The sequence below is a fragment of the Paenibacillus sp. FSL H8-0280 genome (assembly GCF_045040665.1).
In the GTDB taxonomy this organism is placed as follows: domain Bacteria; phylum Bacillota; class Bacilli; order Paenibacillales; family Paenibacillaceae; genus Paenibacillus; species Paenibacillus xylanexedens_A.
This window is the reverse complement of the sequence record NZ_CP150296.1, coordinates 2026565-2052342: the sequence shown is the minus strand read 5'-3', so window position 1 is coordinate 2052342 and position 25778 is coordinate 2026565. Positions and strand designations below refer to the sequence as shown.

The 25778-nt window shown below is 44.6% G+C and carries 27 protein-coding genes; 6 read left to right on the top strand and 21 right to left on the bottom strand.

Annotation, left to right across the window (positions count from 1 at the left end):
• Nucleotides 1-9: 9 nt before the first annotated feature.
• Nucleotides 10-1002, top strand: a complete 993-nt coding sequence (locus MHI12_RS09320; RefSeq protein ID WP_405172215.1) for a 3-oxoacyl-[acyl-carrier-protein] synthase III C-terminal domain-containing protein — start codon at nt 10-12, stop codon at nt 1000-1002.
• 271 nt (nt 1003-1273) lie between these two features.
• Here MHI12_RS09320 and MHI12_RS09315 read toward each other — a convergent pair whose 3' ends face one another.
• The 8 genes from MHI12_RS09315 to MHI12_RS09280 form a co-directional block, all read right to left on the bottom strand.
• Entirely contained in the window at nt 1274-1582 is a 309-nt protein-coding gene (locus MHI12_RS09315; protein WP_338593285.1) for a hypothetical protein, read from the bottom strand.
• A gap of 198 nt (nt 1583-1780) precedes the next feature.
• Nucleotides 1781-2350 carry a manganese catalase family protein gene (locus MHI12_RS09310; RefSeq protein WP_036669914.1) on the bottom strand — a complete coding sequence of 190 codons (570 nt, stop codon included), beginning with the start codon at nt 2348-2350 and terminating at the stop codon, nt 1781-1783.
• A 98-nt stretch (nt 2351-2448) separates the two neighbouring features.
• Nucleotides 2449-2724: a spore coat protein CotJB gene (locus MHI12_RS09305; protein WP_036609910.1), complete on the bottom strand. Its 276-nt coding sequence runs from the start codon at nt 2722-2724 to the stop codon at nt 2449-2451.
• Nucleotides 2714-2953 (bottom strand): spore coat associated protein CotJA, encoded by a 240-nt coding sequence (locus MHI12_RS09300; RefSeq protein WP_036609912.1) that lies wholly within the window; start codon nt 2951-2953, stop codon nt 2714-2716. The genes MHI12_RS09305 and MHI12_RS09300 overlap by 11 nt, the downstream gene beginning before the upstream one ends.
• Before the next feature lie 279 nt (nt 2954-3232).
• Nucleotides 3233-4585: a hemolysin family protein gene (locus MHI12_RS09295; RefSeq protein ID WP_405172214.1), complete on the bottom strand. Its 1353-nt coding sequence runs from the start codon at nt 4583-4585 to the stop codon at nt 3233-3235.
• Between the two features lie 46 nt (nt 4586-4631).
• Nucleotides 4632-5768, bottom strand: coding sequence for a radical SAM/CxCxxxxC motif protein YfkAB (gene yfkAB / locus MHI12_RS09290; protein WP_155985059.1), 1137 nt, complete (start codon nt 5766-5768; stop codon nt 4632-4634).
• Nucleotides 5769-5988: 220 nt separating this feature from the next.
• Nucleotides 5989-7110, bottom strand: a complete 1122-nt coding sequence (locus MHI12_RS09285; RefSeq protein WP_405172213.1) for an HD-GYP domain-containing protein — start codon at nt 7108-7110, stop codon at nt 5989-5991.
• 73 nt (nt 7111-7183) lie between these two features.
• Nucleotides 7184-8614: a bifunctional metallophosphatase/5'-nucleotidase gene (locus MHI12_RS09280; RefSeq protein ID WP_405172212.1), complete on the bottom strand. Its 1431-nt coding sequence runs from the start codon at nt 8612-8614 to the stop codon at nt 7184-7186.
• A 120-nt stretch (nt 8615-8734) separates the two neighbouring features.
• On the opposite strand from MHI12_RS09280, the gene MHI12_RS09275 reads away from it, so the two are divergent.
• Together MHI12_RS09275 and MHI12_RS09270 are read left to right on the top strand one after the other, a co-directional pair.
• Nucleotides 8735-9481, top strand: a complete 747-nt coding sequence (locus MHI12_RS09275) for a molybdenum cofactor biosynthesis protein (RefSeq protein WP_405172211.1) — start codon at nt 8735-8737, stop codon at nt 9479-9481.
• A 123-nt stretch (nt 9482-9604) separates the two neighbouring features.
• Entirely contained in the window at nt 9605-10654 is a 1050-nt protein-coding gene (locus MHI12_RS09270; protein WP_091014614.1) for an HD-GYP domain-containing protein, read from the top strand.
• A gap of 132 nt (nt 10655-10786) precedes the next feature.
• On the opposite strand, the gene MHI12_RS09265 is transcribed toward MHI12_RS09270, so the two are convergent.
• From MHI12_RS09265 to MHI12_RS09220, 10 genes are all read right to left on the bottom strand, one after another.
• Nucleotides 10787-10927, bottom strand: a complete 141-nt coding sequence (locus tag MHI12_RS09265; protein WP_017689533.1) for a hypothetical protein — start codon at nt 10925-10927, stop codon at nt 10787-10789.
• Nucleotides 10928-11077: 150 nt separating this feature from the next.
• A complete protein-coding gene (locus MHI12_RS09260) occupies nt 11078-11797 on the bottom strand; it encodes a M23 family metallopeptidase (RefSeq protein WP_405172210.1) in 720 nt (239 codons plus the stop codon).
• A 210-nt stretch (nt 11798-12007) separates the two neighbouring features.
• Nucleotides 12008-13357 (bottom strand): jacalin-like lectin, encoded by a 1350-nt coding sequence (locus MHI12_RS09255; RefSeq protein WP_405172209.1) that lies wholly within the window; start codon nt 13355-13357, stop codon nt 12008-12010.
• Nucleotides 13358-13658: 301 nt separating this feature from the next.
• On the bottom strand, nt 13659-15056 hold the full coding sequence (gene sufB, locus MHI12_RS09250) for a Fe-S cluster assembly protein SufB (protein ID WP_036669904.1): 1398 nt from the start codon (nt 15054-15056) through the stop codon (nt 13659-13661).
• A gap of 20 nt (nt 15057-15076) precedes the next feature.
• A complete protein-coding gene (gene sufU, locus MHI12_RS09245) occupies nt 15077-15508 on the bottom strand; it encodes a Fe-S cluster assembly sulfur transfer protein SufU (RefSeq protein WP_017689537.1) in 432 nt (143 codons plus the stop codon).
• Nucleotides 15498-16718, bottom strand: coding sequence for a cysteine desulfurase (locus MHI12_RS09240; RefSeq protein WP_017689538.1), 1221 nt, complete (start codon nt 16716-16718; stop codon nt 15498-15500). The genes sufU and MHI12_RS09240 overlap by 11 nt, the downstream gene beginning before the upstream one ends.
• Nucleotides 16715-18019: a Fe-S cluster assembly protein SufD gene (gene sufD, locus MHI12_RS09235; protein ID WP_237176150.1), complete on the bottom strand. Its 1305-nt coding sequence runs from the start codon at nt 18017-18019 to the stop codon at nt 16715-16717. The genes MHI12_RS09240 and sufD overlap by 4 nt, the downstream gene beginning before the upstream one ends.
• Before the next feature lie 25 nt (nt 18020-18044).
• Entirely contained in the window at nt 18045-18827 is a 783-nt protein-coding gene (sufC, locus tag MHI12_RS09230; protein ID WP_036609931.1) for a Fe-S cluster assembly ATPase SufC, read from the bottom strand.
• 378 nt (nt 18828-19205) lie between these two features.
• Complete coding sequence (locus tag MHI12_RS09225; protein WP_405172208.1) at nt 19206-19781, bottom strand: DUF1802 family protein; 576 nt, start codon at nt 19779-19781, stop codon at nt 19206-19208.
• 125 nt (nt 19782-19906) lie between these two features.
• On the bottom strand, nt 19907-20368 hold the full coding sequence (locus tag MHI12_RS09220; RefSeq protein WP_017689542.1) for a Dps family protein: 462 nt from the start codon (nt 20366-20368) through the stop codon (nt 19907-19909).
• A gap of 297 nt (nt 20369-20665) precedes the next feature.
• On the opposite strand from MHI12_RS09220, the gene mtnK reads away from it, so the two are divergent.
• Nucleotides 20666-21883: an S-methyl-5-thioribose kinase gene (gene mtnK, locus MHI12_RS09215; protein ID WP_405172207.1), complete on the top strand. Its 1218-nt coding sequence runs from the start codon at nt 20666-20668 to the stop codon at nt 21881-21883.
• 23 nt (nt 21884-21906) lie between these two features.
• Complete coding sequence (mtnA, locus tag MHI12_RS09210) at nt 21907-22980, top strand: S-methyl-5-thioribose-1-phosphate isomerase (protein ID WP_036609936.1); 1074 nt, start codon at nt 21907-21909, stop codon at nt 22978-22980.
• A gap of 125 nt (nt 22981-23105) precedes the next feature.
• On the opposite strand, the gene MHI12_RS09205 is transcribed toward mtnA, so the two are convergent.
• The gene (locus MHI12_RS09205) at nt 23106-23408 is read right to left on the bottom strand and encodes a YunC family protein (RefSeq protein ID WP_017689545.1); all 303 of its coding nucleotides are present in this window, start codon (nt 23406-23408) and stop codon (nt 23106-23108) included.
• 222 nt (nt 23409-23630) lie between these two features.
• Complete coding sequence (locus MHI12_RS09200; protein ID WP_341006611.1) at nt 23631-24236, bottom strand: hypothetical protein; 606 nt, start codon at nt 24234-24236, stop codon at nt 23631-23633.
• A 137-nt stretch (nt 24237-24373) separates the two neighbouring features.
• Here MHI12_RS09200 and MHI12_RS09195 point away from each other — a divergent pair, with 137 nt between their 5' ends.
• Nucleotides 24374-24898 (top strand): hypothetical protein, encoded by a 525-nt coding sequence (locus MHI12_RS09195; protein WP_405172206.1) that lies wholly within the window; start codon nt 24374-24376, stop codon nt 24896-24898.
• 200 nt (nt 24899-25098) lie between these two features.
• Here MHI12_RS09195 and MHI12_RS09190 read toward each other — a convergent pair whose 3' ends face one another.
• Nucleotides 25099-25359 (bottom strand): hypothetical protein, encoded by a 261-nt coding sequence (locus MHI12_RS09190; protein ID WP_341006609.1) that lies wholly within the window; start codon nt 25357-25359, stop codon nt 25099-25101.
• Nucleotides 25360-25778: the final 419 nt, after the last annotated feature.

Genomic DNA, 25778 nt, shown 5'->3' with positions numbered 1-25778 from the left:
AGAATGAAGATGGCCGGAATTCGTATTGTAGATATCGATATCTATCATCCTGCAACCAAGGTACACAATGATTTTTATATTGAACATTTTGATGCAAGAGGTGTAGATATTCGTGGATTGTTAAAGGCACTTGGTCGTGATACACGTTATAAAATTGACAACGATAACGAAAATTCACTAAGCATGGCCTTTGAGGCAGCCAGTAACCTACTGGAGAAAACCGGACTCACCGGTGCAGATATTGATCTGATTGCTTATGCAAGCCAAACGCCAGAATACATCTTTCCTACGAATTCCTTGATGATTCATCGCCTGATTAACGGAGCTTCGCACACGATCTGTATTGACAGTAACGCCAACTGTGCAGGCATGACCGCTGCTTTCGAACAGGTTAGCCGGCAGATGCTGGGCAATCCTCGAATTCGCCGGGCATTAATTATCGGCTCGGATTACGTAGCTCCTCACGCCAGTCCCGATGATCCCGTATACTTCGCCAATTTCGGTGATGCAGCAGCGGCGGTTATTGTAGAACGGGATGAACATGCTGTCGGTTTCATTGACTCCATCTATCAGACGGATACCTGTGTGTATGGTAATTCTCTTTTTCCTGCAGAAGGCTTGGCAAAGCTGGGCAAAACGGGTGTAGATGCGGGTGCCTTTCATGTGAAATTCATCCCATTTGATGATTCCATCTGTGTGGATGCTGCTTCAGAGTCCATTCGTACGTTGCTGACTCGCAACGAGATTGGACCAGACGAGATCAGAGCCGCCTGCTTCTCCCAGCTATCCATCAGTAACATTCGGGCTGTATCCGAGAACGTCGGCATTGGTGATGATATTGCCGTCTATATCGGAGATGAGTTCGGATACACCTCAACCAGCAGTCCATTCATCGCATTACATCGAGCGGTTACAACCGGTCAGATTCAGCGTGGTGACAAAGTTCTGTTCTGGACCGTTGGAGCCGGGTGGCAAAATGTTGCCATGGTGGTTGAATATTAGGTATACACTTCAAAAAAATCCAATAAAACCCTCCCCAGTAGTATACCGGGGAGGGTTTTATTTTCTCCTTTTTCTCCCCCTATCATTGAAGATTAAACATCCATAATTGTGAAAATATTCACTTACACATTATTACACAAAAAATATTATTAAAAAGTGAAAAGTAGCAGTTCCAAGATTATTTAATCTTGAGAACTGCTACTTTCAAATTTATTATAAATGTGTTGTTATAAGAATTTAAATACTAGAAGGTTTAATCTACCATTTCTGATTATCTGTAAACGGTCCCTTCGTATCTTGCAGCAACAATTCCATCCACCGTATGATAACTAACCAACACCAAGGTTCCTACATAGCCGTCTGGCGTTTTATAGTCCGTAAGATATTTTGGTACTCCAAAACCTACAGGGTAATAATGCACTACAGAAAAAGTTTTACTTTCAAGCATAGGAGTTACTACGTCTGATACACTTGTACTGGTATTTGGTTGAATATTTGCCGCAGACACGCCTGCACTTGAAATGGAAGTGGTCAGAATAAAGGAACATGCAGTCAAAATAAGAACTTTACTAAGTCTCAAAATGATCATCTCCTAAATAGAGTTTTTAACTACAATTTCATTGTATAATATGTAAGTGGATTTAACAACAATATTTGTAAAATATATAATTATGTGTAATTTTAATTTAAAATTAAAATTAATTATTTAATAATACTATCTTTTCAAAGCAAAAGCAGCCCTATCGGACTGCCAGACTTCTGCTTTTATACCAAACGTTCAGAAAATCTTCTTTGTCTCCCGATCGTCTTTCAGGATCTCTACAGCCTCCCGGAAACGCAAGGAATGTACGATCTCGCGTTCCCTTAAAAACTTCAGACTATCCTGCAGATCCACGTCATCGGTCAGGTCAATCAACCATTGATATGTAGCCCGGGCTTTCTCTTCTGCTGCAATGTCCTCGTACAGATCCGCAATTGGATCACCCTTTGCAGCTATGTAGGCAGCAGTAAAGGGTACACCGGAGGAATTGGTATAAAACAAGGCAGAATCGCGTTGAGCATAGTTCGGCCCAAGTCCCGCTTCTTCCAATTGATCCACCGACGCGTCCTTGGTCAACTTGTAGATCATGGTGGCAATCATCTCCAGATGAGAAAATTCCTCTGTAGCAATATCCGTCAGCAGACCGATAATCTTGTCTGGAATCGTATAACGCTGATTCAGATATCGAAGGGCAGCGGCCAACTCCCCATCGGCACCGCCATATTGTTCCATCAGCAATTTCGCCATACGAGGATCACATTTACTAACCCTTACGGGATATTGCAGTTTTTTCTCATACACCCACATGTAAGACGCCTCCCTCTACGTTATTAAAATACAGCCCTTCTTCTAACCCTCGGGCTTCCTGTCCCTAAAGTCCTGCAAGGAAGCCTGAGGCTGATGTGTCACACTTGCCATGGCCAGGGTGTCTGAGACCATTCCCAAGGATACTTGGAGAAAGCATGCCCAAAGTTCATCAACGGTCCGTACAACTGCTGAAATTCATGGGCTACCCTCATTCGCTCCTGGCTGAACTTGTTGTACTGCTCAATGCTTTGGAAGTCTCCCGGATGGGTGTCCAGGTACAGATTCAGTTCCACTAACACGAAATCCAGCGCCTGAAGTTCTTCAAGCAATTCGTAGTATTTAGCGTCACAGGGTTTCGGCACTTCAGGTTCCATCCACTTCCACCTTCCTTCCCTTCGATCTGGCTGGTGTATAAGGGCTGTATAATGCAGGCCATAAGGTTCCCAATCTCAACGCTTCCGCCGGGCTGTACTGCGGCCAGCCCATGGGCTGAAATGGAATAAATAACTGCGGAGGTACCAGATACGTCCGAATTGCTACTGGCGGACAAGGATCAAACGGCCCCACAAAAGGGGCGTAAGCACGAAGCTGCGGATCTTTCACAAAACAACGCCTCCTTATTACATCGTTGGTGCATATTGAATAACACTGAGTTCTTTCCCGCTTCCCGTCTCTATATCCATATGACGCTGTCCCCGAAGTTAATCCGAAATTCGTTTCAACTATGTGCAGAATTTCTCCAAATTCTTATTTAAAATAAAAAAAAGACCTTCGGTTCGTTCCCCTTTCAGGTAACTTCCAAAGGTCTTATATCCTGGCAGATCTTCGTAATCTGCGTCATTTCATACTTTTTCTCGTCTTATCTTACTCCTGCAACGAGTTCTATTCTGCTGGATTTTCTTCCGAATTCATGTCTTGAGGGACAGATTTCTTGTACACTCGAACCCGGGTAATTCGCAAGCGAGTCGATTCTTCCACTTCAAAAACGTACCCATTCAGCTCCTGCGTTTTCCCCTTAGTTGGATTGCCCCCAAGCTCTTTAAACAACCATCCGCCGATTGTATCCACTTCTTCATCCTCAATGATGGCTCCAGTCCACTTATGAACTTCTTCAATAAGCGAACGACCATCAACGGAAAATGAATCTCCACTCCGTTCCATATGCGGACGCTCATCCTCAAACTCGTCATACAAGTCTCCAACGATCTCTTCCAGAATTTCTTCCGCGGTCAGCAATCCAGCTGTGCCGCCATATTCATCCACAACCAGCGTCATCTGTGAATGTTTCTTCTGCATGAGACGCAGCACATGGCTGATTTCCATCGATTCAGGAACGTTTAAGATTGGACGGACAAGTGAAGCCAGATCATGTTGTTGCTCCGGTTTAGCCAGCAACAGATCGGTGATGTGTATAAATCCAATGATCTCATCCTTGTCTTCTACTGCTACGGGATAACGGGAATGTTTGGTTGCATTAATGATCTCCAGGTTCTCTTCCAAAGACATATGTGTGTACAGACAGTCCATGTCTGTGCGTGGCAGCATCACTTCACGTGCCAACATATCGGAGAAATCAAAGATGTTGTCCATCAGTTTGATCTCATCTTTATCGATGACACCACTTTTGGCACTCTGCTTCATCAGAATACGAAGTTCATCTTCCGAGTGAGCTTCGCCTTCACTGGCAGGTTCGATACCCGCCAGACGCAGCAATGCATTGGCCGATACATTCAGTACCCAGATGAACGGGAAAAAGATTTTGTAGAACAACAGCAAGGGCGCAGATAAAAACAATGCCACTCCGTCTGTTTTTTGAATTGCCAACGATTTAGGTGCAAGCTCACCCAGCACAATATGCAGAAACGTAATGATACAAAAACCGATAATGACCGACACGGTCGAAATAAGCCCTGTATCTCCTACACCAAGTTTAAACATGAGTGGCTCAACGAGCAATTCGGAGATGGCCGGTTCTCCCAGCCACCCGAGTCCAAGCGATGTCAGCGTAATCCCGAACTGAGTTGCCGATAGATAGGAATCCAGTTTACTATTCACCTTCAGTGCATAACCCGCCATACGATTTCCTTCACTCTGCAATTGAGTTAAGCGTGTCTGCCTTACTTTCACAAGCGAAAATTCCGCTGCGACAAATACGCCATTCAAAAATACGAGCAAAAAGACACAGACCAGATTAAATACCAGCTGCCCAAGATGAAATTCGGTATGAATATCCAAGTTGAAACTCCCCTTTTCTATCTATTTCAGGAATACACCTGGAATATCAACGTGTGATTGCCTTTCTCGATTTGAAATCCACACCCTTGTAATACATATCTGCCACCAGCAGGTTTGGTCCGCAACAGGATGCGATATCGCAATGGCAATTGACCGTTTGATTCAACGGATGTTCAGCTGACCATTCATGGAACACATCATCCAGTTTACGATCACGAATGTTGCCAAACGCCGGGATGTCCGCAAAATCCGTCACATATACATTGCCCGTAAACATGTTGACGTTAACGCGATTGCGTCCGTCCGGATCATTACGCACCGTCACATTTGGTTCGCTGTATAGTCGATTGATCAGTTCTCGATCCTGCTCTGCAGCACTGCACGCGAAGAATGGAAGAGTACCAAAGAGCATCCACATATCTTTGTCACGTGCATCAAGCAAACGATGTATCGCTGCTCTCATATGGTCCAGTGATAACACGGGCAACGACGAAGCAAAGTTCGAATTATACATTGGATGCACTTCGTGACGAACACAGCCCATCTCACGAATCAATTGATGAATACCATCCAGCTTGTCGTGTGTACGGAAGTTAATCATGGACTCGGCAGAGATAAACATGCCTGCTTCACTTAATTTGCGGGAATTTTCAATCATTTTCTCATACATCTTCACCGCGACTTCACGTTTCACAGGTCTGCCACTATTTGCAAATCCGACTTGATGGAAATCGTCAGCATTCAGGTAGTTGAATGAGATATGCATAACGTCCAGATACGGCAAAAGTTGCTCATATCGGCTGATATCCAGCGTTAAGTTGGAATTGATCTGGGAACGAATCCCACGTTCCTTGGCATATTTGAGCAGCGGGATAATCATCTCATCCACTGTTTTCTGGCTAAAGCTTGGCTCGCCACCCGTCAGACTAATCGTCTGCAGATGCTCCACTTCATCCAATCGTTTCAGCATCAGCGGTAATGGAAGAGCCGGCGCTTCACGCATCGTAAGCATATCTCCTACGGCACAGTGCTCACACCGCATGTTGCACAGATGTGTCACAGTCATTTCTACACTGGTCAACACATGGCGTCCATATGTACGCAGAGAGCCAATCGGATCCCACGGATCATTCGTTGGAGATAAAGGCATCGGTTGTACCGATCCTGAGTTTAGCATGGTCATTGTTCTTCACCTTATTCCTTTTATTAACCTAAAAAGTTTTATTTACATCATACCTTGTGTTTCTCTTTTTGGAGTTATCTTTTATCATAGCACAATTTTGAATGCTCCGGCATACGTAGACCCTGTCCATTACATGACAAAAAACACTCAGGTAACTCCGGGCCGAATCACGAAACGGCCCCGATATTACGACATGAGCGCTAATCATTTCTAAGCTTGTTCAGCTTTCCAACCGTTCACTTTGAGCCGCTGAAGGTGTATCCTCCACACCCTCTACACCTGTGATCATCACAGACAGTGCTGTAGAGAGGTTAATTTCGTAGGGCGAAGATAAGGTCTGGCCGTCGGCATCCTTGAGCACCCGGATAAGTGGACGTTGAGGAACACGTGGATGAATCGCTGCGACCACCCCAACCTCTCCCGTACTGAGCGTGACCGATAGACCCACGGGGTAGATCGCTACACAATCCCTGAATCTCTCCAGCATTCGTTGTTCATAAAGCGTTCCTGAGCCCGTATACAGCACCTCTACGGCCTGATGTGGCAGCAAGGCTTGCTTGTAGACTCGATTCGTTGTCATGGCATCATACGAATCAGCAAGAGCAATCCACTTGGCATACTCATGAATCTCTTTATCCTTCAGCCCAAAGGGATATCCACTGCCATCAATTCGCTCATGGTGCTGCAATGCACAATGTGCAGATAGAAGCGGTATACCTGGTTCGTCTTTGAGAATACGATGTCCATATGTAGTGTGCTGCTGAATGATTTTAAATTCCTCGTCACTTAATCTGGAAGGCTTATGCAGAATTTCTGGTGAAATCTGTGTCTTGCCAATATCATGCAATAAGGCACCCAGACCAATCTCCATTAATTGCTGGCGTGTGTAACCCGAAGCGACACCAAGAACCAGTGTATACACACATACATTCAGTGAATGATTATACAGGTCAAAATCACTGGAGTTCATGTCCATCAGCATAATCATGGCTTCCTTTTGGCTGCCGATGTCCTCCAGAATGGTATTCATCACACCACTAAGCGCTTTACCGAAATGAGGAATCCGATTCTTCGTTTTCATTCCCGACATGCTCTGAAATTGCTGCTTGATCTCGACCAGTGCTTTCCTTCGGGTCTCTTCCTGCAACATTTCAGGAACGATGATGTCCTCTGTCGCAGCATCTTTAATATACACATAACTGACTCCGAGATCCTTAAGGCGTCCAATCAATCGACTGGTTAGCTCTACATCCTCACTAAGTAATACAAGGCCTTCTTCACTATAAATACGTTTCCCCAGCTTCATGCCAGGCTGCAATAAGTTTATATGTACTAAACGCACAGCCTATCCTCTCCCGCTCCGTAGATGTAATTACCACTAGCCGCCGCTTCAGCAGAAGGCAAGTACTTTAAATTTAGCTTTGATGCCAGCGGGCTCGCAGGCTGTCGTCCAGAGCCCCTGGTCGTTTTATTTCCATTTCCAGCAAATCGCGTATGAATTCCGGAAGATGATAGAGCGTACGGGTTCCATGAGCAAGAGGAGGATACCCCACATTGAACGTAAACATGTCCAGTGTCCCAACAATATACTCACATTGTTCGTCCATAGGCTCTCCATTGATGGATATGGTCTGGACCTTCTCATAGGCTGGCGCATCTGGATTGTATTGAACTTCCATTCCGTCCATACATAACGTGCCTAGAATATGACCACGAAAACCAAATCCCACAATGGGCTTACCTGAAAACTCGTCCAACAAGGACTGCTCAAGTGCTTCACGAATATGACTTCCACTCAAGCATATTGTACAAGCATTTATAGGAGATGGACATAGGGAATGCAACATTCCTTTTGTAATATTACCTTGTGGAAGCTCTCCGAGAAGCTGACCTGCATTCACCAGAGACAGCTGTGCCCCCGTGAAATGACGAACAGCTTGTGCAAGCAAGGTTGCAAACGGGGATTCCCGGTCATAGATGATGGGCAGTACCCGATCCGTTATCACTGCCGTCTGATTGAGTGTCCTTTCGGCTTCCGTACGATTCGTAGCGATTGCCAGCGCGACCTGATCATCCAGTAATATACTCTTGGCAGCCATACAACCGCTACTTACCAGTTGGAGAGGTTCTTCCACACTTGTTCGTTCCAGTACCACTTTCCCAAGCCATTGGCCAAATTTTCCAGCTGCACCTAGCACGGTCTGACCAATGACTAAGGGTTCTTCGAGAACATGATGGGTATGTCCACCGAGAATAACATCAATTCCAGTAATCTGCTCCGCCAGTCTCCGATCTGTCGAAAGCCCCAGATGTGAAAGAATAACTATCACATCCACTTCATCACGTAATGCTTCCACTTGAGCTCTTAGTGAATCCACAGGGTCCAGAACATCCCACCCGAGCAATTCGTAAAACGTGGTAAAAGGGGCCGTTGCCCCCAGCAGACCAACGCGAAATGGACCTTTCTCCACAATCAGAGAAGGTTTCATCCACACTGGCGGAAGGCCAGTATCTTGCTCCACAACATTGCTGCATACCACAGGACACAGAAGTCCAGCGTAGGACTGTGAGAGCTGATCTGGCGTAAAGGTTAGTCCTTCGTTGTTACCGATTGTAATGGCATCGTAGCCCGTCAGGTTAATAACATCAACATTAGCCGTACCCAGTGTTCCCTCTGTTTCAACGGCCATCCGGTCCATATGATCGCCGATATCCAATACAAGGAAGTTGCCACCCTGGTCACGTTCCTCATTGATCATAGCGGCGATGGTGCTCATGGAGCCGAAGTGGCTATGAATGTCGTTGGTGTGCAGAATCGTTAACGTTTGCTTCTCCCTGGTGCTCATCACACCGCCTCCCCTGCTCTTCAATAAACGTTCATTCTTCTAATGGATAAGCATAACATTTTCCGCGTCGTTATGATATATTTATAGGGTTTAGAGATCAAAAAGAGGTGAGTCATATCTATGAAATTGACAATTCAACTATTTGCAGGCATTGCAGAACGTTTAAATACATCCCTTCTGGAGTTTGAGTACATTGGTGACATTCCAACCGCTGCCGATTTAAAAGAAAAACTGAGTCTGGCCTACCCAGACGCAGCTTCTCAGATAAGGACATCCTTTTTGGCAGTTAACCAGCAGTACGCTCCTGCCGATACTATACTTAGCTCAGAAGATGAACTTGCGTTGATCCCTCCCGTCTCTGGAGGCGATGGTACGGATATTTCCGATGAACAGCTTCGCTCTACCGTTCCAGAGCATCGGACTGAAGATGGCTTATTTCTAATTACAGAATCCACTTTGTCCGTGGAAGCAACAACGGAGCTAGTGATTACCCCGAATCACGGGGCAGCTCTTACTTTTGTAGGTACAACTCGTGAAATGACCGGTGAACAGCGCACCGTTCATCTTGAATACGAGGCCTATGTGCCGATGGCTCTTTCTCAGATGGCAGCCATTGGTGTGGAAATCTCGGGGCGCTGGCCTGGTGTGTTATGTGCAATCAGTCACCGAATTGGCAAAGTGGATGTGGCAGAGATTAGTGTAGTCATCGCCGTTTCCTCGCCTCATCGCAACGACTGTTATGATGCAAGCCGTTACGCCATAGAGAGACTCAAACAGACCGTTCCGATCTGGAAAAAGGAAATTTGGGAAGATGGATCTGAATGGAAGGGACATCAATTAGGACCATGGAACCCCATGGAGAACTAAATAATGAGCCTTTACACCTTTTAGATAGAGTGGGTTAATAGTAAATAAGTCGTTGTCAACCCATTTTTTTCTTGTTATTATAATTATATGTGTCGATATTAGTCGAGAAAAGGTGGTTTATACGTGAGAGTGCATGTTACTGATCTTAAACCGGGTGACCTGTTAAAAAATGATGTATACAACAGTTCGGGTCTCCACATGCTGATGAAAGGTTCCACCCTCAGTGAAGATGACCTATCCAAACTGTTGCAACATGGAATCGAGTACGCAGATGTAGAACACACAACATCCGACCTACACTCTGATGCACAAACCTTACCTTCCGATCAATCCCGTCTGTTAACTAACTTGTTTAACGATACGATCAAAGGTACTGAATCTCTATTTCAACAAGCGATGGAGAAGGGTTTTATTGATGAGACACAGGTCGATGAGATTTTGTTTACCCTAACAGAACAGTTGGAAAAACAAAAAGATGTTGTCTCCTTGTTGCTTATGCTGGACGGGGATAGCGATTATACGTACAACCATTCATTGCAAGTCGGAATGCTCGCTTTTTATATCGCCGGCTGGATGGGTTACAACCCCGAGGAATGTCTAACGGTAGCCAAAGCAGGATATCTTCATGATATCGGCAAGTCCAAGATTCCTTCTGAGATTTTACATAAACCTGGTAAATTGACCACGGAAGAATTTGACGAAATGAAGAAACACACATTCTATGGGTACGATATCATTAAAGAATCCACGCAGGATGAAATTCTGGCAATGGTTGCACTTCAACATCATGAGCGCGAGGATGGAAGTGGATATCCTCATGGACTGCGAGGAGACGAGATCCACCCATATGCCCGTATAACTGCTGTAGCAGACGTTTACAGCGCCATGACGACCAATCGGGTGTACCAGACCAAACAGGAACTGATCTCTGTTCTGTGTGAACTGTACAGCCTCAGCTTTGGTCAGTTAAATGCTGAAGCAACGCAGGAACTGATCAAGCACATGCTGCCTAATTTTATCGGTAAAAGGGTTCTGCTCACCACGGGTCAGACGGGACTCATTGTCATGAATAATCCTGCGGATTATTTCCGACCACTCGTTCAGACCTCTACGGCCTTTATCGATTTAGCGAAAGAAAGAGATATTGCTATCGTTGAGATTTATGTACAGTAACTGTTCATTGTACACAGCATGTATACGAAGAACCCCATAGTAACTGAAATAACCAACTCATAGGTTGGCATATGACAAAAGGGAAGCCGTAATTGGCTTCCCTTTTGTCTATTCCGATTCGATCATATTGGATTACACGCAGAATGCTTTTGTGATGATAACCAACAGAATGAACAGTACCAAGATTGCACCAGTGTTTGTGAACATATTGTATCCGCCAACGCCGCCTACTCCGCCTACGTTGCCACCACAGCCATATCCTACTTCGCTCATGTGATTGCCTCCTCTTCATCAGGTATACCCTAACATATGACGTTTCCGTTGGAATGAACCGGGCGAACAGGCAACATTCGATAAATGGTTGTCTGTCTGCATCTACCTGAGTGGTTTAGCCTTTTGCTATTCCCTGTTCTTTGCAGAGATCTATATGTCGGACTCCGAATGAACCTGAATGCCTTTTTCCTTGCGGTACATGATAACAAGTAATCTCCAAAATTCATAACTGCCTTTGTCATTCATAATAAACGGTCGATAATAATCAAATGCTTGCTGCGCCCATGCGGGACAATCCATATTGGAAAGTTGCTCCTGTTGCTTGATCCATTCCCCTTGAATCTCCAGCGTTTTCTGCATGGCTTCAAACATTTTCTTCTGCTCAGTGGTCATCGGCGGAGCCTCCTGTTCCTGAGATGCAGTTCCGTATTCAGCCTGTAGATACGCACCCGGTTCCGTCACACCATCTTCGCTGGCTGTATACCCGTAAGATGGTGCACTTGTTTTGCGAATCTCATAATGTACATGCGGGCCAGTACTCTGACCCGTGCTTCCCTGATTACCGATAAGCCGGCCTCGCTTCACGCGTTGCCCAACAGTTACAGCAATGCGCGAAAGGTGCGCATAACAATGTAAATAGCCTCGATGATCCTGAAGTGCTACTGTAAGCCCGTAACCGCCAAATCCAGAGCCTGTAACTCCCTCGGAAGCAAAACGTACCCTCCCCTCCATAAAGGCATAGACGGGGCCATTCCATGGCTCTGTTACGAGATCAATTCCGCGGTGAAACGTCTGTCCACCATGAATGGGATGAATTCGATAGCCGAATGAACTTGTAATCCGATATCCCTCGAAAGGGTTCACGCTCATACACTCACATCCTTTTCTATCATTAGATGCTTAAATCTATGAAATGGCTTGTGCTATTGGTCTTATTTTATTACAAAAAAACACCGCTCAGAATAGCCTTGGGGAAAACCTTGTGGTCTCTCCAACACATATTCCAAGCGGCGCGCTACACCATTATGAACACTCTATGAGATGTATATATTATTATTTCATTTTAACCACTGCTCACTTCTAATTCAGAGGTCTGTATATGACGCCTAGCTGATCCAATTCCTGTCCTGCTCTTCCATAAAATCCGGCAATATACCAACCAACTGGTGCCTCAAGTTTGATTTGATCCGAGGTCTTTTGTCCGCCTTCAACTTTGTTTCCAAGATTGGTGGACAACTCCACGTAAAAGATACGTTTATCTCCATTACGTGTCCCCTGACCAATTGTAGCCTGAGTTAAGTACTCTCCGTCTGCCAGGTTCAGTGTGGCAATGTTCGATTGGCCGCCATGTGCCAGGTTCGTTCCATCCCCATATAACGTTGAAATGCCGTCTACACGATTACCCGAGTTGAGCACGACGGAGCTGGGTCTGGCATCGGGAATCTGATTCAGATCATTAAACCCAGTTCCTCCGGATCCTCCGATCGTTGAACTTAGTTGGTACTGAGAAGATGTGCTGTACACAAATTCCGCTGTAATCGGATAATGATCAGAGAGTTGCTTTCCATTTGGATCAACAAACGTTTGATTTTCTAAACGATAGCTCTGTGCATTAAGGGACAACGCTTTACTTCCGCGATACAAAATTTTGTCGACAATTTCATAGTTCGGGCCATTTAAATTGCTTGCATCCATAAGGGCGTCTCCATCAGCGGGAATACTCCCACCTCGAATCAAATCGATCCACGGATCGCTTAAACCATTCTCAGACATGAGCAACTCTATATTGTCAGCAGCACGGGTATACCGTGTATTGGTATCCCCGAATACGATAACTGCGTTCCCGTCCGAGTGCTCCTTGATGTAATTGGAGAGTTGTCTGATATTATCTCGTCTGGCCTCAAGCGATTTATCATCGCTACCTGCGTCAGCATGCAAATTGTACACGTCCAATTTCACCTGAGGTGTGATCTCATATGTGGCTGCTGTAAATCCTTTTGGAGTCAATTCATCACTTCCATTGTCAAAAAGACCAGATCGCTTATCCCAGGTAATACGTTTCAAGTCTCGGAATGGATATTTGGACAGACTGTTCAACCCACTACCAAAACCCGCAATTCCGCTTGTTGTCGTCAGATATGGCAGAGTGACCTGAGATATCAGCTCATTATGATAATTAAAATCCTCTTGCACATTAATAATGTCATAGTCATTTAATTTGGGGGATATCTGAACGGTGTACTCCTTGGGGTTGGAACTGGATACCAGATCCGGAAGACCACCTACATTGTAACTAAGTACCTTGAATGAACCCGATATCATTCCACCTTCTGCTGCACTCGCCGTTGATAAAAATAAAGGCCAGCTCGTAAAGGCAACAACAACAGACAATACCAAGGCTGCTCCTTTTTTAACTATACTTCTTCGCATTATATACCTCCTCATATTAGAATCTATTCAAATATATGTAATATTCATTAGTGGAAGAATAACTCTGGTCTATTCATTTGTAAATATACAAATTGAACTAAAGTATATTTTCACTTGCCACTCCGATAACAGAACAACCTTCTGTACGCTGTTATCCCCAGATTTTTTGAATAAAAATACCCCCTAGAGAGACTTTTTAAAAAGTCTGCTCTAGAGGGTATTCAATCACATAAAACGATATCTACCGCTTAACATCAGCAGCTAGCTTCAGCTTTACGGCTTCGAAAGGCGCTGCATTGGATTAACCAATGGAGCCCTCCATCTCGAATTTGATCAATCTATTCATCTCAACGGCGTATTCCATTGGCAATTCCTTCGTGAATGGCTCAATGAAGCCCATGATAATCATCTGTGTTGCTTCTGCATCAGTCAGACCACGGCTCATCAGGTAGAAGAGTTGATCCTCAGACACTTTGGATACTGTAGCTTCATGCTCCAGCATGATGTTATCATTCATGATTTCATTGTAAGGAATTGTATCCGATGTGGACTCATTATCGAGAATGAGTGTATCACACTTGATGTTGGATTTCGCGCCCTCAGCTTGACGTCCAAAGGAAGCCAAACCACGGTACGTTACTTTACCACCATGTTTACTGATGGATTTGGATACAATCGTAGATGTTGTATCCGGAGCCAAGTGAATCATTTTCGCACCTGCATCCTGATGCTGGTTTTTACCAGCTACAGCGATGGAGAGTACGGAACCTTTAGCTCCACGGCCTTTCAGTACAACCGCTGGATATTTCATCGTCAGTTTGGAACCGATGTTACCATCGACCCATTCCATCGTTGCATTTTCTTCTGCAACCGCACGTTTCGTAACGAGGTTGTAGATGTTTGGTGCCCAGTTTTGAATCGTTGTGTAACGAACACGGGCATTTTTCTTACAGATGATCTCAACAACCGCACTGTGCAGTGAGTTCGTGCTGTAGATTGGAGCTGTACATCCCTCTACATAGTGAACGAAGCTGTCTTCGTCCGCAATGATGAGTGTACGCTCGAATTGTCCCATATTCTCGGAGTTAATCCGGAAGTAGGCTTGCAGAGGCACTTCACATTTAACGCCTTTAGGCACGTAGATGAAGCTTCCTCCGGACCATACCGCACTATTCAACGCAGCAAATTTGTTATCTGCTGGTGGAATAACCGTTGCAAAATATTCACGCAGGATTTCCGGATGCTCTCTGAGAGCCGTGTCGGTATCCATGAAGATTACACCTTGGTCTTCCAATTCCTTTTGCATGTTGTGGTATACAACCTCGGATTCATACTGAGCCGATACACCTGCAAGGAACTTTTGCTCTGCTTCAGGGATACCCAATTTATCAAAGGTTTCCTTGATTTCGGAAGGAACTTCCTCCCATGTTTTACCTTGTTTTTCAGAAGCACGTACATAATACTGAATTTCATTGAAATCCAATCCGTCTAGATCTCCGCCCCATTTCGGCATTGGCATCTTTTCGAATTGTTTCAGGGATTTCAAACGGAATTCCAACATCCATTCCGGTTCGTTCTTAATCTTGGAAATTTCGGTAACTACTTCTGCAGTCAGACCTTTACCGGTTTGAAAGATGGATTTGTGCTCATCGCGAAAACCATATTTGTACTCTTCCATTTCTGGTGCTTTTTTAGCCATCTTGCTCTACCTCCCTATCGTTATTGTACTTTGTTCTCTTCGTCAATCCCTTTGCGTAATGCATTCCAGGCCAGAGTGGCACATTTGATGCGTGCAGGGAACTTGTTCACACCGGATAGGGCTTCGAGATCTTCATAATCGTCGAAATCGACTTCTTCACCTTTCATCAGTGAGGAAAAACGGTTAGCGATATCGAGTGCCTGTTCCATCGTTTTGCCTTTGACAGCCTCCGTCATCATCGATGCAGAGGACATGCTGATGGAGCAGCCTTCACCCGTATATTTGGCTTCCTGGACGATTCCGTCTTTCAGCAAAATTTGCAGTGAAATCCGGTCGCCGCACGTTGGATTGTTCAAATTCACCGTGACAGCGTCATTATCAAATGTTCCGCGGTTACGCGGGTTTTTGTAGTGGTCCATTATAACACGTCTGTACAGATCATCAAGTTGCATCGCCAAAATACTCCTTTGTCTGGATTAAGGCGCTGACAAGCCGATCTACATCTTGTTCGTTATTGTATAGATAGAAGCTGGCACGAGCTGTTGAGCTAACTTCAAGCCAGCGCATTAGCGGTTGACAGCAATGGTGTCCGGCACGAATGGCTACGCCACTCGCATCCAGCACAGTTGCCACATCATGCGGATGAACATCCCCCAGATTAAAGGTAACAACACCCACATGCCGCTTGGCTGGGCCATAGATGGTTAACCCATCGATCTCGGCCAGTCGTTCTGTTGCATAAGCTGCCAGCACACTCTCATGATGTGCGATCTCATCCATACCAATCTGCTCCAGAAAATCAATGGCAGCTCCCAATCCTACCGCACCTGCGATAATCGGGGTTCCACCTTCGAACTTCCAGGGAAGCTCTTTCCAGTTGGATTCGTACAGACCCACATCATCAATCATTTCACCGCCGAACTCAATGGGTTCCATGGACTCCAGCAGCGCCTTTTTGCCGTAGAGTGCACCGATTCCGGTTGGTCCGCACATTTTATGACCGGATAATGCATAGAAATCACAGTCCAGATCCTGAACGTCCACCTTCATGTGAGGTGTGCTTTGTGCGCCATCAACAACGATGACAGCACCATTGCGGTGTGCAATTTCAGCAATTTGTTTCACAGGATGGATCAGACCCATAACATTGGATACATAAGCGATCGCTACAATTTTAGTATTGTTCGTAATCGTCTTCTCGACATCAGCCAATTCAATATGACCGTCAGGCTGAAGCGGGATGTATTTCAATGTTGCACCTGTCTCCTTGGCAACCTGCTGCCAAGGAATCAGATTACTATGGTGCTCCATTTGCGTGATAACAATCTCATCGCCTTCTTTGCAATTGGCGCGGGCATATGATGAAGCCACCAGATTCAGAGCTGTCGTTGTCCCGCGGGTAAAGATAATCTCCTGTGTACGGCGGGCATTGATAAACTTGGCTACCTTCTCACGTGCGCCTTCGTAAGCGTCAGTTGCACGGCTTCCAAGGGTATGAACACCGCGGTGTACGTTGGAGTTCTCATACTCATAATAATGTTTGACTGCTTCGATCACAGCATGAGGCTTCTGTGAAGTTGCAGCACTATCTAAATATACGAGCGGGTGTCCGTTAATTTCCTGGTGGAGGATCGGGAACTGCTCGCGAATGGACGGGTTCATTGTCCCAGCTTCTTCTCAATCAGGGACTGCAATTGGGTGCGCAGTGCTTCCAAAGGAATATCCGCCACCACCGGAGCCAGGAAGCCATAGATGATCAGGCGTTCGGCATCCGTACGGTTAATTCCGCGCGACATCAAGTAATGAATCTGCTCGGCATTGACTTGACCAACAGAAGCCGCGTGACCTGCTGTTACATCATCCTCGTCAATCAGAAGGATTGGGTTGGCGTCTCCACGTGCTTTAGGGCTCAGCATCAACACTTTCTCTGTCTGCTGTCCATCAGCTTTGGTAGCGCCTTTCTCAATCTTCGTGATGCCGTTGATGATTGCAGAAGCTTCTTCACGCATAACTGCACGTGTAATCATCTGGCTTGGCGTATTCTTACCGAAGTGACGAGCTTCTGTGGTGTAGTTGATTTTCTGCGAACCGGAACCTACAGCGATGACTTTGGAATCAGAACTAGATCCATTGCCTTTCAGCACGGTCATCGTGTTGCTCGCTGTGTCGCCATTGTTCATCTCGCCTACAATCCACTCGATGGAAGCATCATTCTCCAACACTGCACGACGGAATGAAACATCAGTTACATTCACACTCAGTTGATGAACCGATGCAAAACGTACTTTAGCACCGGATTTTGCGAATACTTCCACAACACCATTATGGAAAACAGGTGCGGACAATTCGCCAGATACATAGTTATCCACATAAGTTACGGAGCTGTTTGCTTCTACAACAACAAGCACGTGAGGTGCAAACGTTGCAGATGCGTCATCCGTAAGCAACACTGCTTGCAGTGGTACTTCGATTTCAACATTTTTCGGAACATACAGGAAGACCCCGCCATTCCAAAGTGCCGCATGCAATGCAGCGAGGGAATGCTCATCCGCTTTAACTGCTGTGTTCAGATATTGTTTTACCAGATCGCCATGTTCGCGAACCGCTGTAGCCAGATCCGTAAAGATAACTCCTTTTGCTGCCAGATCAGCAGACACCTTGGAGTATACCGTACCGGAATTGCGCTGGATAACCAGACTGCCTTCAGCTTGATCCTGAACCAGATCTTTGATAGAAGCAGGTACTTCTGTCAAAGAAGAAATGGCTTCACTTGTTTTATATGTTCCGTACTCGCTGACATTCCAGCGTTCAATTTTTTGTTTTTCCAGTTTAGGAAGCGCAAGCCCGCTCGCAAGCTTTAAAGCTTCAAGCCGCTGTTCGGTCAACCAGCCGGGTTCATTGTTGCTTTCCGACAAGGCGCGAAGCGCTTCAGATTCAACCGGAAGAATTGTTTGTGTAGTCATTAATTAATCCTCCTCCGTTTTGTCTTTACGCTTCTTGGCCTACAGTTTCGTCTGTAATTCCCAGCTCTGCCTTTACCCAGTCATACCCTTCTGCTTCCAGACGGTGAGCCAATTCAGGTCCGCCGGATTTCACGATACGACCTTGCATCATTACGTGAACATAGTCAGGCGTAATGTAGTTCAACAGACGTTGGTAGTGAGTGATGATCAGGAAGCCACGGTCTTCGCTCTTCATAGCGTTCACACCGTCAGCCACGATTTTCAAAGCATCGATGTCCAGACCGGAGTCAATTTCATCAAGTACTACGATTTTCGGATCAAGCAGCATCATTTGCAGAATCTCGTTACGTTTTTTCTCACCACCGGAGAAACCTTCATTCAGGTAACGGTGAGCGAACTCAGGGTTCATGTCGAGTTCTTTCATTTTACCTTCCATTTGACGAATAAACTTGATCAGGGAGATCTCGTTACCTTCGCCACGACGTGCGTTAATTGCACTACGCAAGAAGTCGGAGTTTGTAACACCTGCAATTTCACTTGGGTATTGCATAGCGAGGAAGAGACCTGCACGTGCGCGCTCATCTACAGCCATATCCAATACATCTTCACCATCAAGTGTAATTTTACCGTCTGTTACTTCATATTTAGGGTGACCCATCAAGGCAGAAGCCAGAGTGGATTTACCTGTTCCGTTTGGTCCCATGATTGCGTGGATTTCTCCACCTTTCATTTCCAGGTTGATGCCTTTCAGGATTTCCTTACCTTCGATCGTCGCTTTCAGACCTTCAATGACGAAATTCGTAGCCATGTGTATTGTTTCCCTCCATTGATTAAATTGATGTTTACTGTCGAAAAAGAAAAAGCGCCTATTATATCTGAACAGGGCTTCCCCTGAATTTCTCCTGTACTCGAATCTTCAAAGCAAGAACACTTTAGAATAATTCTAAACTGATTCTCAATGATAATCAAGTCATTTCCTAAGAACCTTTGTCCCTTGCATGAAACCTTATTCTTTCTGATTCTATAGTAAAAGACAAATTGAATCAAATCAGAAAACATCTTAAGCACAAATGCACAGTGAGAAAAATCACAGCAATTCAAGCTTTTAAGTCATCTGCTGTACACTAATCTAAAAAAAGGACTCATCCATATTATGGACAAGTCCCTCCGTTAATAACGTTACCATTTACAATTTGAGCATCTCGTTAATCTTCTGTACCTGTTCGTCAAAATCCGCAACGTCCACCACCGGCGTCATTTCGCGCGGCACCGGACCATTCGGAATAGAAATCCATGAACGGCAACCATTATATTCAGGCAGTACGGGGATTTCCATCGGTTCTTCCAAAAGGTACACTCGTAAAATCAATACATGGAGCGGATCTTTCCGTTTCCATTTCAAACGTTCTTCGGAAAAATCCGCTGTCCACATATGAAAGTCAAGAAGTCGATCCAGCATCTCCTGATCTCGTATCTCCAGATCCTGCGTTACTTCGGCATATGCAGTAATACGGATTGTCGAAGCTTCGGGCACCCATTCGGCCAGTGATTCTTCAACATAGGATTGATCCGAGGACTTAATCAGTTCTTTACGCTGATGTTCATAAGTCGGATACAGATAAAACGCTGGACTTTTCAGCTCAAAATGTCGGGTTTCCTCTACAATGCCGCCTTTGCGCATCACCATAATCTGGCGACCGGTTTCCAGCGCTTTGATTGCAGAAGCCCATTCTTTTAAAGCCGGTATCGTTGGTTCTAACATAAGCGGTCCCCTCCCCCTATCGTTCTTGTCAGCAGTATAGACGCTCAGGGCGTTTCTGACAACATGATCCGGGCTCAGAAAGCTTACGTAAGAGACCATTTGTATTAGGCAAAATCTTGGCTATATTAACCCAGGAAAGAGCGAAGCATCCACATGTGTTTCTCAAGGTCAGCCTTGAAACCTGTCAGCATATCGGATGTTGGTTGATCTTCAGCTGCATCTGCAACTTCGATACCTTCCTGATATTCATTCGAAAGTGTAGCGAAGTCCTCGATCAGGTTTTGCACCATTGTTTTTGCGTCTTCTCCGCCTGCTGCTTCTTGGATAGAGGAAAGCTCCAGATACTCTTTCATTGTAGCCGCTGGGCTACCTTTCAGCGTAAGGATACGCTCTGCAATTTCATCCATTTGTACTGTAACTTCATTGTAGAACTCTTCGAATTTCACATGCAACGTGAAGAAGTTAGGTCCTTTAACGTACCAGTGATAGTTATGGATTTTAACATACAATACGTTCAGGTTAGCTACCTGACGATTAAGTACTTGTTCCACCGATTTTGCTTGATCTGTTTTGTTTTTTGTAGCCATATTAATCCCATCCTTTATTTAAAATTTAGTCTGTCATGCCATGATAAGCAGGTTGTCCCGCAATGCATAACAGAGAGTTAATAATGTGTCACCACATGTAGTGGAGAGGCTTGTTAACGGCGTTTCTCTCAACCGTCCGGCCTATTTGTTTTTACCCTTGAACCGGAAGTTCGAATCAGGATCGACTTGACTTGTCTCAAAAAAAAGTTCAAAAACCGCGTTATTTCCGATATACTGACATATACCAAGCAAAGAAGTGGGTTTTCCTGTTTCTTCATATATATGGAGGTGGCACCTTTGTCCCAATATCGCCCGTTTACCCCCCAGGATGCAATTGAACTGGCCAAAACATTACCGGGTCCATTTGCGGCAGATGCAAATCTGGATTGTCATGAGATCGGCGACGGCAATCTGAATTTGGTATTCCACATCACGGATCAGAACTCCGATAAAAGTATCATTATCAAACAGGCGCTTCCTTATGCGAAAGTGGTTGGAGAATCATGGCCACTCTCTCTGGTACGTGCCCGCATTGAACGTGAGATTCTGCAGGAAGAGTATCGTCTGTGTCCAGGGATGGTACCCGAAGTGTATCATTACGATGATGACCTAGCGTTAACGGTTATGGAAGATCTGAGTGATCATGTGATCATGCGCAAAGGCCTGATTGAAGGTGTTTCCTATCCTCTTTTTGCACAGCATATTGGGGAATTCATGGCAAGAACGCTGTTCTTCACATCAGACTTGGGCATGGATCAGCAATTGAAGAAAGAACAACAGGGCAGATTCATTAATCCGGACCAATGCAAAATAACGGAGGATCTGATCTTTGATGAACCCTACCGGATCGCTGAGAAAAATAATTATGATGCTTCCATTGAGGACGAGGCTGAAGCCCTTCGCACAGATGGAGAGCTTCACCTTGAAGTGGCATTACTACGGGAAAAATTCCTGACACATGGGCAGGCACTGCTTCATGGAGATCTGCATACAGGCAGTATTTTTGTTACACCTGAATCGACCAAAGTCATCGATCCCGAATTTGCATATTACGGCCCCATGGGATTTGATGTTGGTGCAGTCCTTGCTAACCTGCTCTTGAATTACGCATCCCTGCCAGGATGGATTCAGGATGAGACTGCTTTGCGTGAGCGTGAGACGCTTTTGCTGAACATGGTTCGTGATGTATGGACTGAATTCGAATCTCGTTTCCGTGCCCTCTGGGTTAATGACCTCGTTGATCCGATGGCAAAAACACCAGGCTATCAGGATCTGTATGTGCAACAATTGTTTAGAGATTCGATCGGCTTCGCAGGTGCCAAAATGGTTCGTCGTATCGTGGGACTCGCTCACGTGGCGGATATAGATACCATTCCAAATGCGACTGAGCGTGAGCATGCTCAGCGTAAAGCATTGTCCATTGGTAAAGCATTGATCAAGAACAATCGTCGCTTGAATACCATCGGCGAAGTACTGGATATTGTATCCACAGCTGTTACTACTACTAAGGCTTAACATAAGGAACGGAGGAACCACCCATGACAACCCCTGAATATCAGCCTCTGTCCTCTCTCATCTGGAAAAAGGACAAGCTTGAAATGCTTGACCAGCGTCTGTTGCCAGAAACGATCCTCATGTTGAAACTGTATACACCCGAGGAAGTATGGGAATCCATCCACTCCATGAAAGTACGCGGTGCTCCAGCGATTGGTATTGCTGCTGCATTTGGTGTTGTACTGGGAGCCAAATCATATGACGGAACAACCGTTCAAGGTTGGTTGGACCACGTAAAATCCATATGTGCTCATCTGGCTACTTCCCGTCCTACAGCGGTGAACCTGTTCTGGGCACTGGATCGCATGATGCAAAAAGCAAATGAGGTCGTTGAATCCGGCCTGAGCCTGGATGAGGGCAATGATGCTCTTGAAGTAGAAGCTCTGTTGATTCAGAAGGAAGACGAAGAAGTATGCCGCATGATCGGCGAGAATGCACTGCCTTTGTTCGAAGATGGTATGGGTGTACTTACTCACTGTAACGCAGGCGGACTAGCTACTGCGAAATATGGTACAGCAACCGCTCCAATGTATCTCGCACAGGAACGTGGCATTCACCTGAAAGTATTTGCAGACGAAACTCGTCCTGTACTTCAGGGTGCACGCCTGACTGCTTTTGAGCTACAGCAAGCCGGCATAGACGTTACGCTGCTCTGTGATAACATGGCAGGCATGGTGATGTCCAAAGGCTGGATTCAAGCTGTTATCGTCGGAACGGATCGTGTTGCAGCTAACGGTGACGTAGCTAACAAAATCGGAACATACAGCGTGGCCGTGCTTGCCAAGGCTCACAATATTCCGTTCTATGTAGCGAGCCCATTGTCGACTATCGACTTGTCCACTCCATCCGGGGACCTTATTCCGATTGAAGAACGCGCTGCGGAAGAAGTCACTGAAGGATTTGGTAAACGTACAGCACCGCAAGGTGTTAAAGTATACAATCCAGCATTTGACGTAACGCCTAACGAATATGTAACAGCTATTATCACGGAAAAAGGCGTTGTTCGCGCACCTTTCCAAGAAAATCTGGCTGCCTTGTTCGCGAAGGAAGAAGCTTAATTTAATAAGAGTATTCAAGAAGAGTTCGTGTATAGAGCTAGTGGCTACTGATGTGCCCAGCTCTGTATTAGAACGCTAAGACGCTAAAGAAGGGCTTCCCATATGGGGAGCCCTTTTGTTAGTGCTTAGATCATTTTCAACAAAGCCTCTACACCCGTCATGCCAACCGTAATGCCCATGGCCTCGGCTTCTGTTGTCACCGACTCCATAGGTGCATGCAGCAACTGCTCCAGTGTACGCACACCAACCGCCCGAGCCGCAATAATTTTGCGATCCCCGAGCTTCTCATTAAGTAATCCCACGTCGAGTGCTCCGCACATGATATAACCTTTGGATGTATTAATGGTCAACAACGTTGTTTTGGGCAGCTTGACTTCTACCCCAACCAATACATGCTCTCCAACTACAATGGGCTCCATCGTCACCATAATTTCCCGATCCACCTCCTCTTCCACAGGTCACGATAATTGTATGCCTCATTCTGGATTGTCGTGTGGACACCTGCCGTGTTTGAGAAAATGTAGGTACTTACAGTTCAAATATATTGTTGCTAATTCTCTTCGCAGACTTAGATATTAGAAATATGCTTAGTTGGAATATAAAAAGCCACCTCAGAAATGAGGCAGCTCTTCCACTGACTTAACCTATACTTACATAGAATCCATGACTTTATCGATGTCGAAGTCCAGAGTGTTATCGCTGTAGATTACTCGATTAATTAAAAAGTTTCCAAAGATAGAGAGGGAAAGACTAATGTGTGTTTTTTTCTTATCTACTATCCAATAGCATTGGTAGCTTATCTTTCCAGCAGCTAGATCTTTCTCTTCGCCATCATACATAGTGACACGCTTGCCGCTTCGATCAAGAATGTCTCTGTTGTTAATAGATCTGTCATATGTATCAAATAGATCTCGCTTTAAACTGAAATATTCACCTATCAAGTGCATTGTAGTTCCATTAGTATTGTTTGGGTCAAATACATACATTGCACGGACTAATTTGTTTTTGTAGAACAAGTAATACAGATTCGCATTCTTCCTAAATCCTTTTGTTTTATAAACAACGTAGGTAAAATCTTTACTCTTTACTGTTTCCAATATCTTTGATTTTTCTTTCTTTTTAACCTGATTGACTGTCATGCCCCAATTGACATTTTTAAAATCGTACTTAGTAGCTGCTGTTGCAGGTGCGGGTGCATATGTAGTTGTAACGACAAACAATAATAAAGCTAAAAACGATAAAACCAACTTCTTCATACGTAGACCTCGTTTCCTAAATTATGGAATGATTATACCATGCCAAAAGAAGTGGGTCTATGGGATTAGATGTAAGGTAAATATTCATATAATACGTTGAATAACCGATAATGATATTAATCGGGAAGGAGGGAAATATGAACTCGATTTATAAAGTATCTTTTTTTATAACTGTACTTGTACTGATTATGTTGTCGTTTATACTTTTCACAGATATTAGAATTCCACTTGAAGGTACAGGTAGGTTTTATACAAAAGAGACAATGAACTTTGGTATGGTCTTGTGTATTAGTATAACTGGATTATTGGGTGTCCTTTCAGGTTTAGCCGCACTTGAAGAAAAAGTATTGGTACATGCTTCATTTCTTTACAATTTCACGGGCTGGTTGTTTATGATGGCAGTTCATTATTACAGAGTTGCCTACAATAACGATCTATTCGATGGCTTACTTCTTAGCATCTTAAAATGGACTACATTATTTATTATAATACATATAATATTTGCTTCTTTCTTCATAAGAATAGATAAGAAAAGAAGAGAACAAGAAGAAGAGAAGAAGCGTAAAGGAAGTATTGAAAAAGTAGGTAAAAATTACGTTTATACTTTTGGAGATGGAAGCAAAATTACCGTAACACAAGAAGACTTTCAGAAAAAAGATTAATAACGAATACTTGGGGGAACGTCAATGATTGACGCCTCTTTTTTATTCTTTACGTTTTAACCAAAGCTGGAAGAGTACACCCCACTCCATCAATCAACATCTGATTTATATGTTCAGTACATATACACAACTGCAATGCAGTTTATACCCAGGTAGAACGAAATAAAGTGTCACCCAAGGTGAATCAAATTTGGCCTACCTTAAAACATATGCTCATCATTCTTTAGTTTCCTTATCTCCGTTAACTCTCTTCTAATTCCCAGTACACGTCTATGAAGTACACTTCGATCTACTGATTCAGCTACCGACTTTTTGAACTGGACATCCAATTCACTTAATGGCTCCTGAGCTAGTTTCTTTTTATGTATTGGTTTCACTTGAACTGTTGTAGTTTCAGGCTTGATAGGCTTTAATCTTTTCTGCTTCATAATTTGTTCAAATACACTGTCCTCTTGATGCATGATCTTCATTCCTTAATGTGTGATGAGCATATTGTAACACAATAACGAGAAGACGGTTGTTAAACGTCAGAGTACAAACAATTAGAGTGGGCATGAGCCTATTGGAGAACAACATATTAAAGGGAATTTTAGCAAAAGCACAGCCTTTACGGAGTTCGTCATAAATACAGTCACAGTTGATTTCTTTTTGCGTTCTCAACTCCCTTTAAACACTTTTGAAAACTAATGAATGTTGTCTCATACGGGTTCATTATTTACATGTACCAGCACTTTGCGACTCTAGTCCAAAATGTGCTCCGCACATGCCAATACGTGCTCTCCAACAATAATGGACTGCATCGGTCTATAAAATTCCCGATCCACCTCCTCTTCCACAAGACAATCCAGAATGTTGTTTCCTCATTCTGGATTGTCTTGTG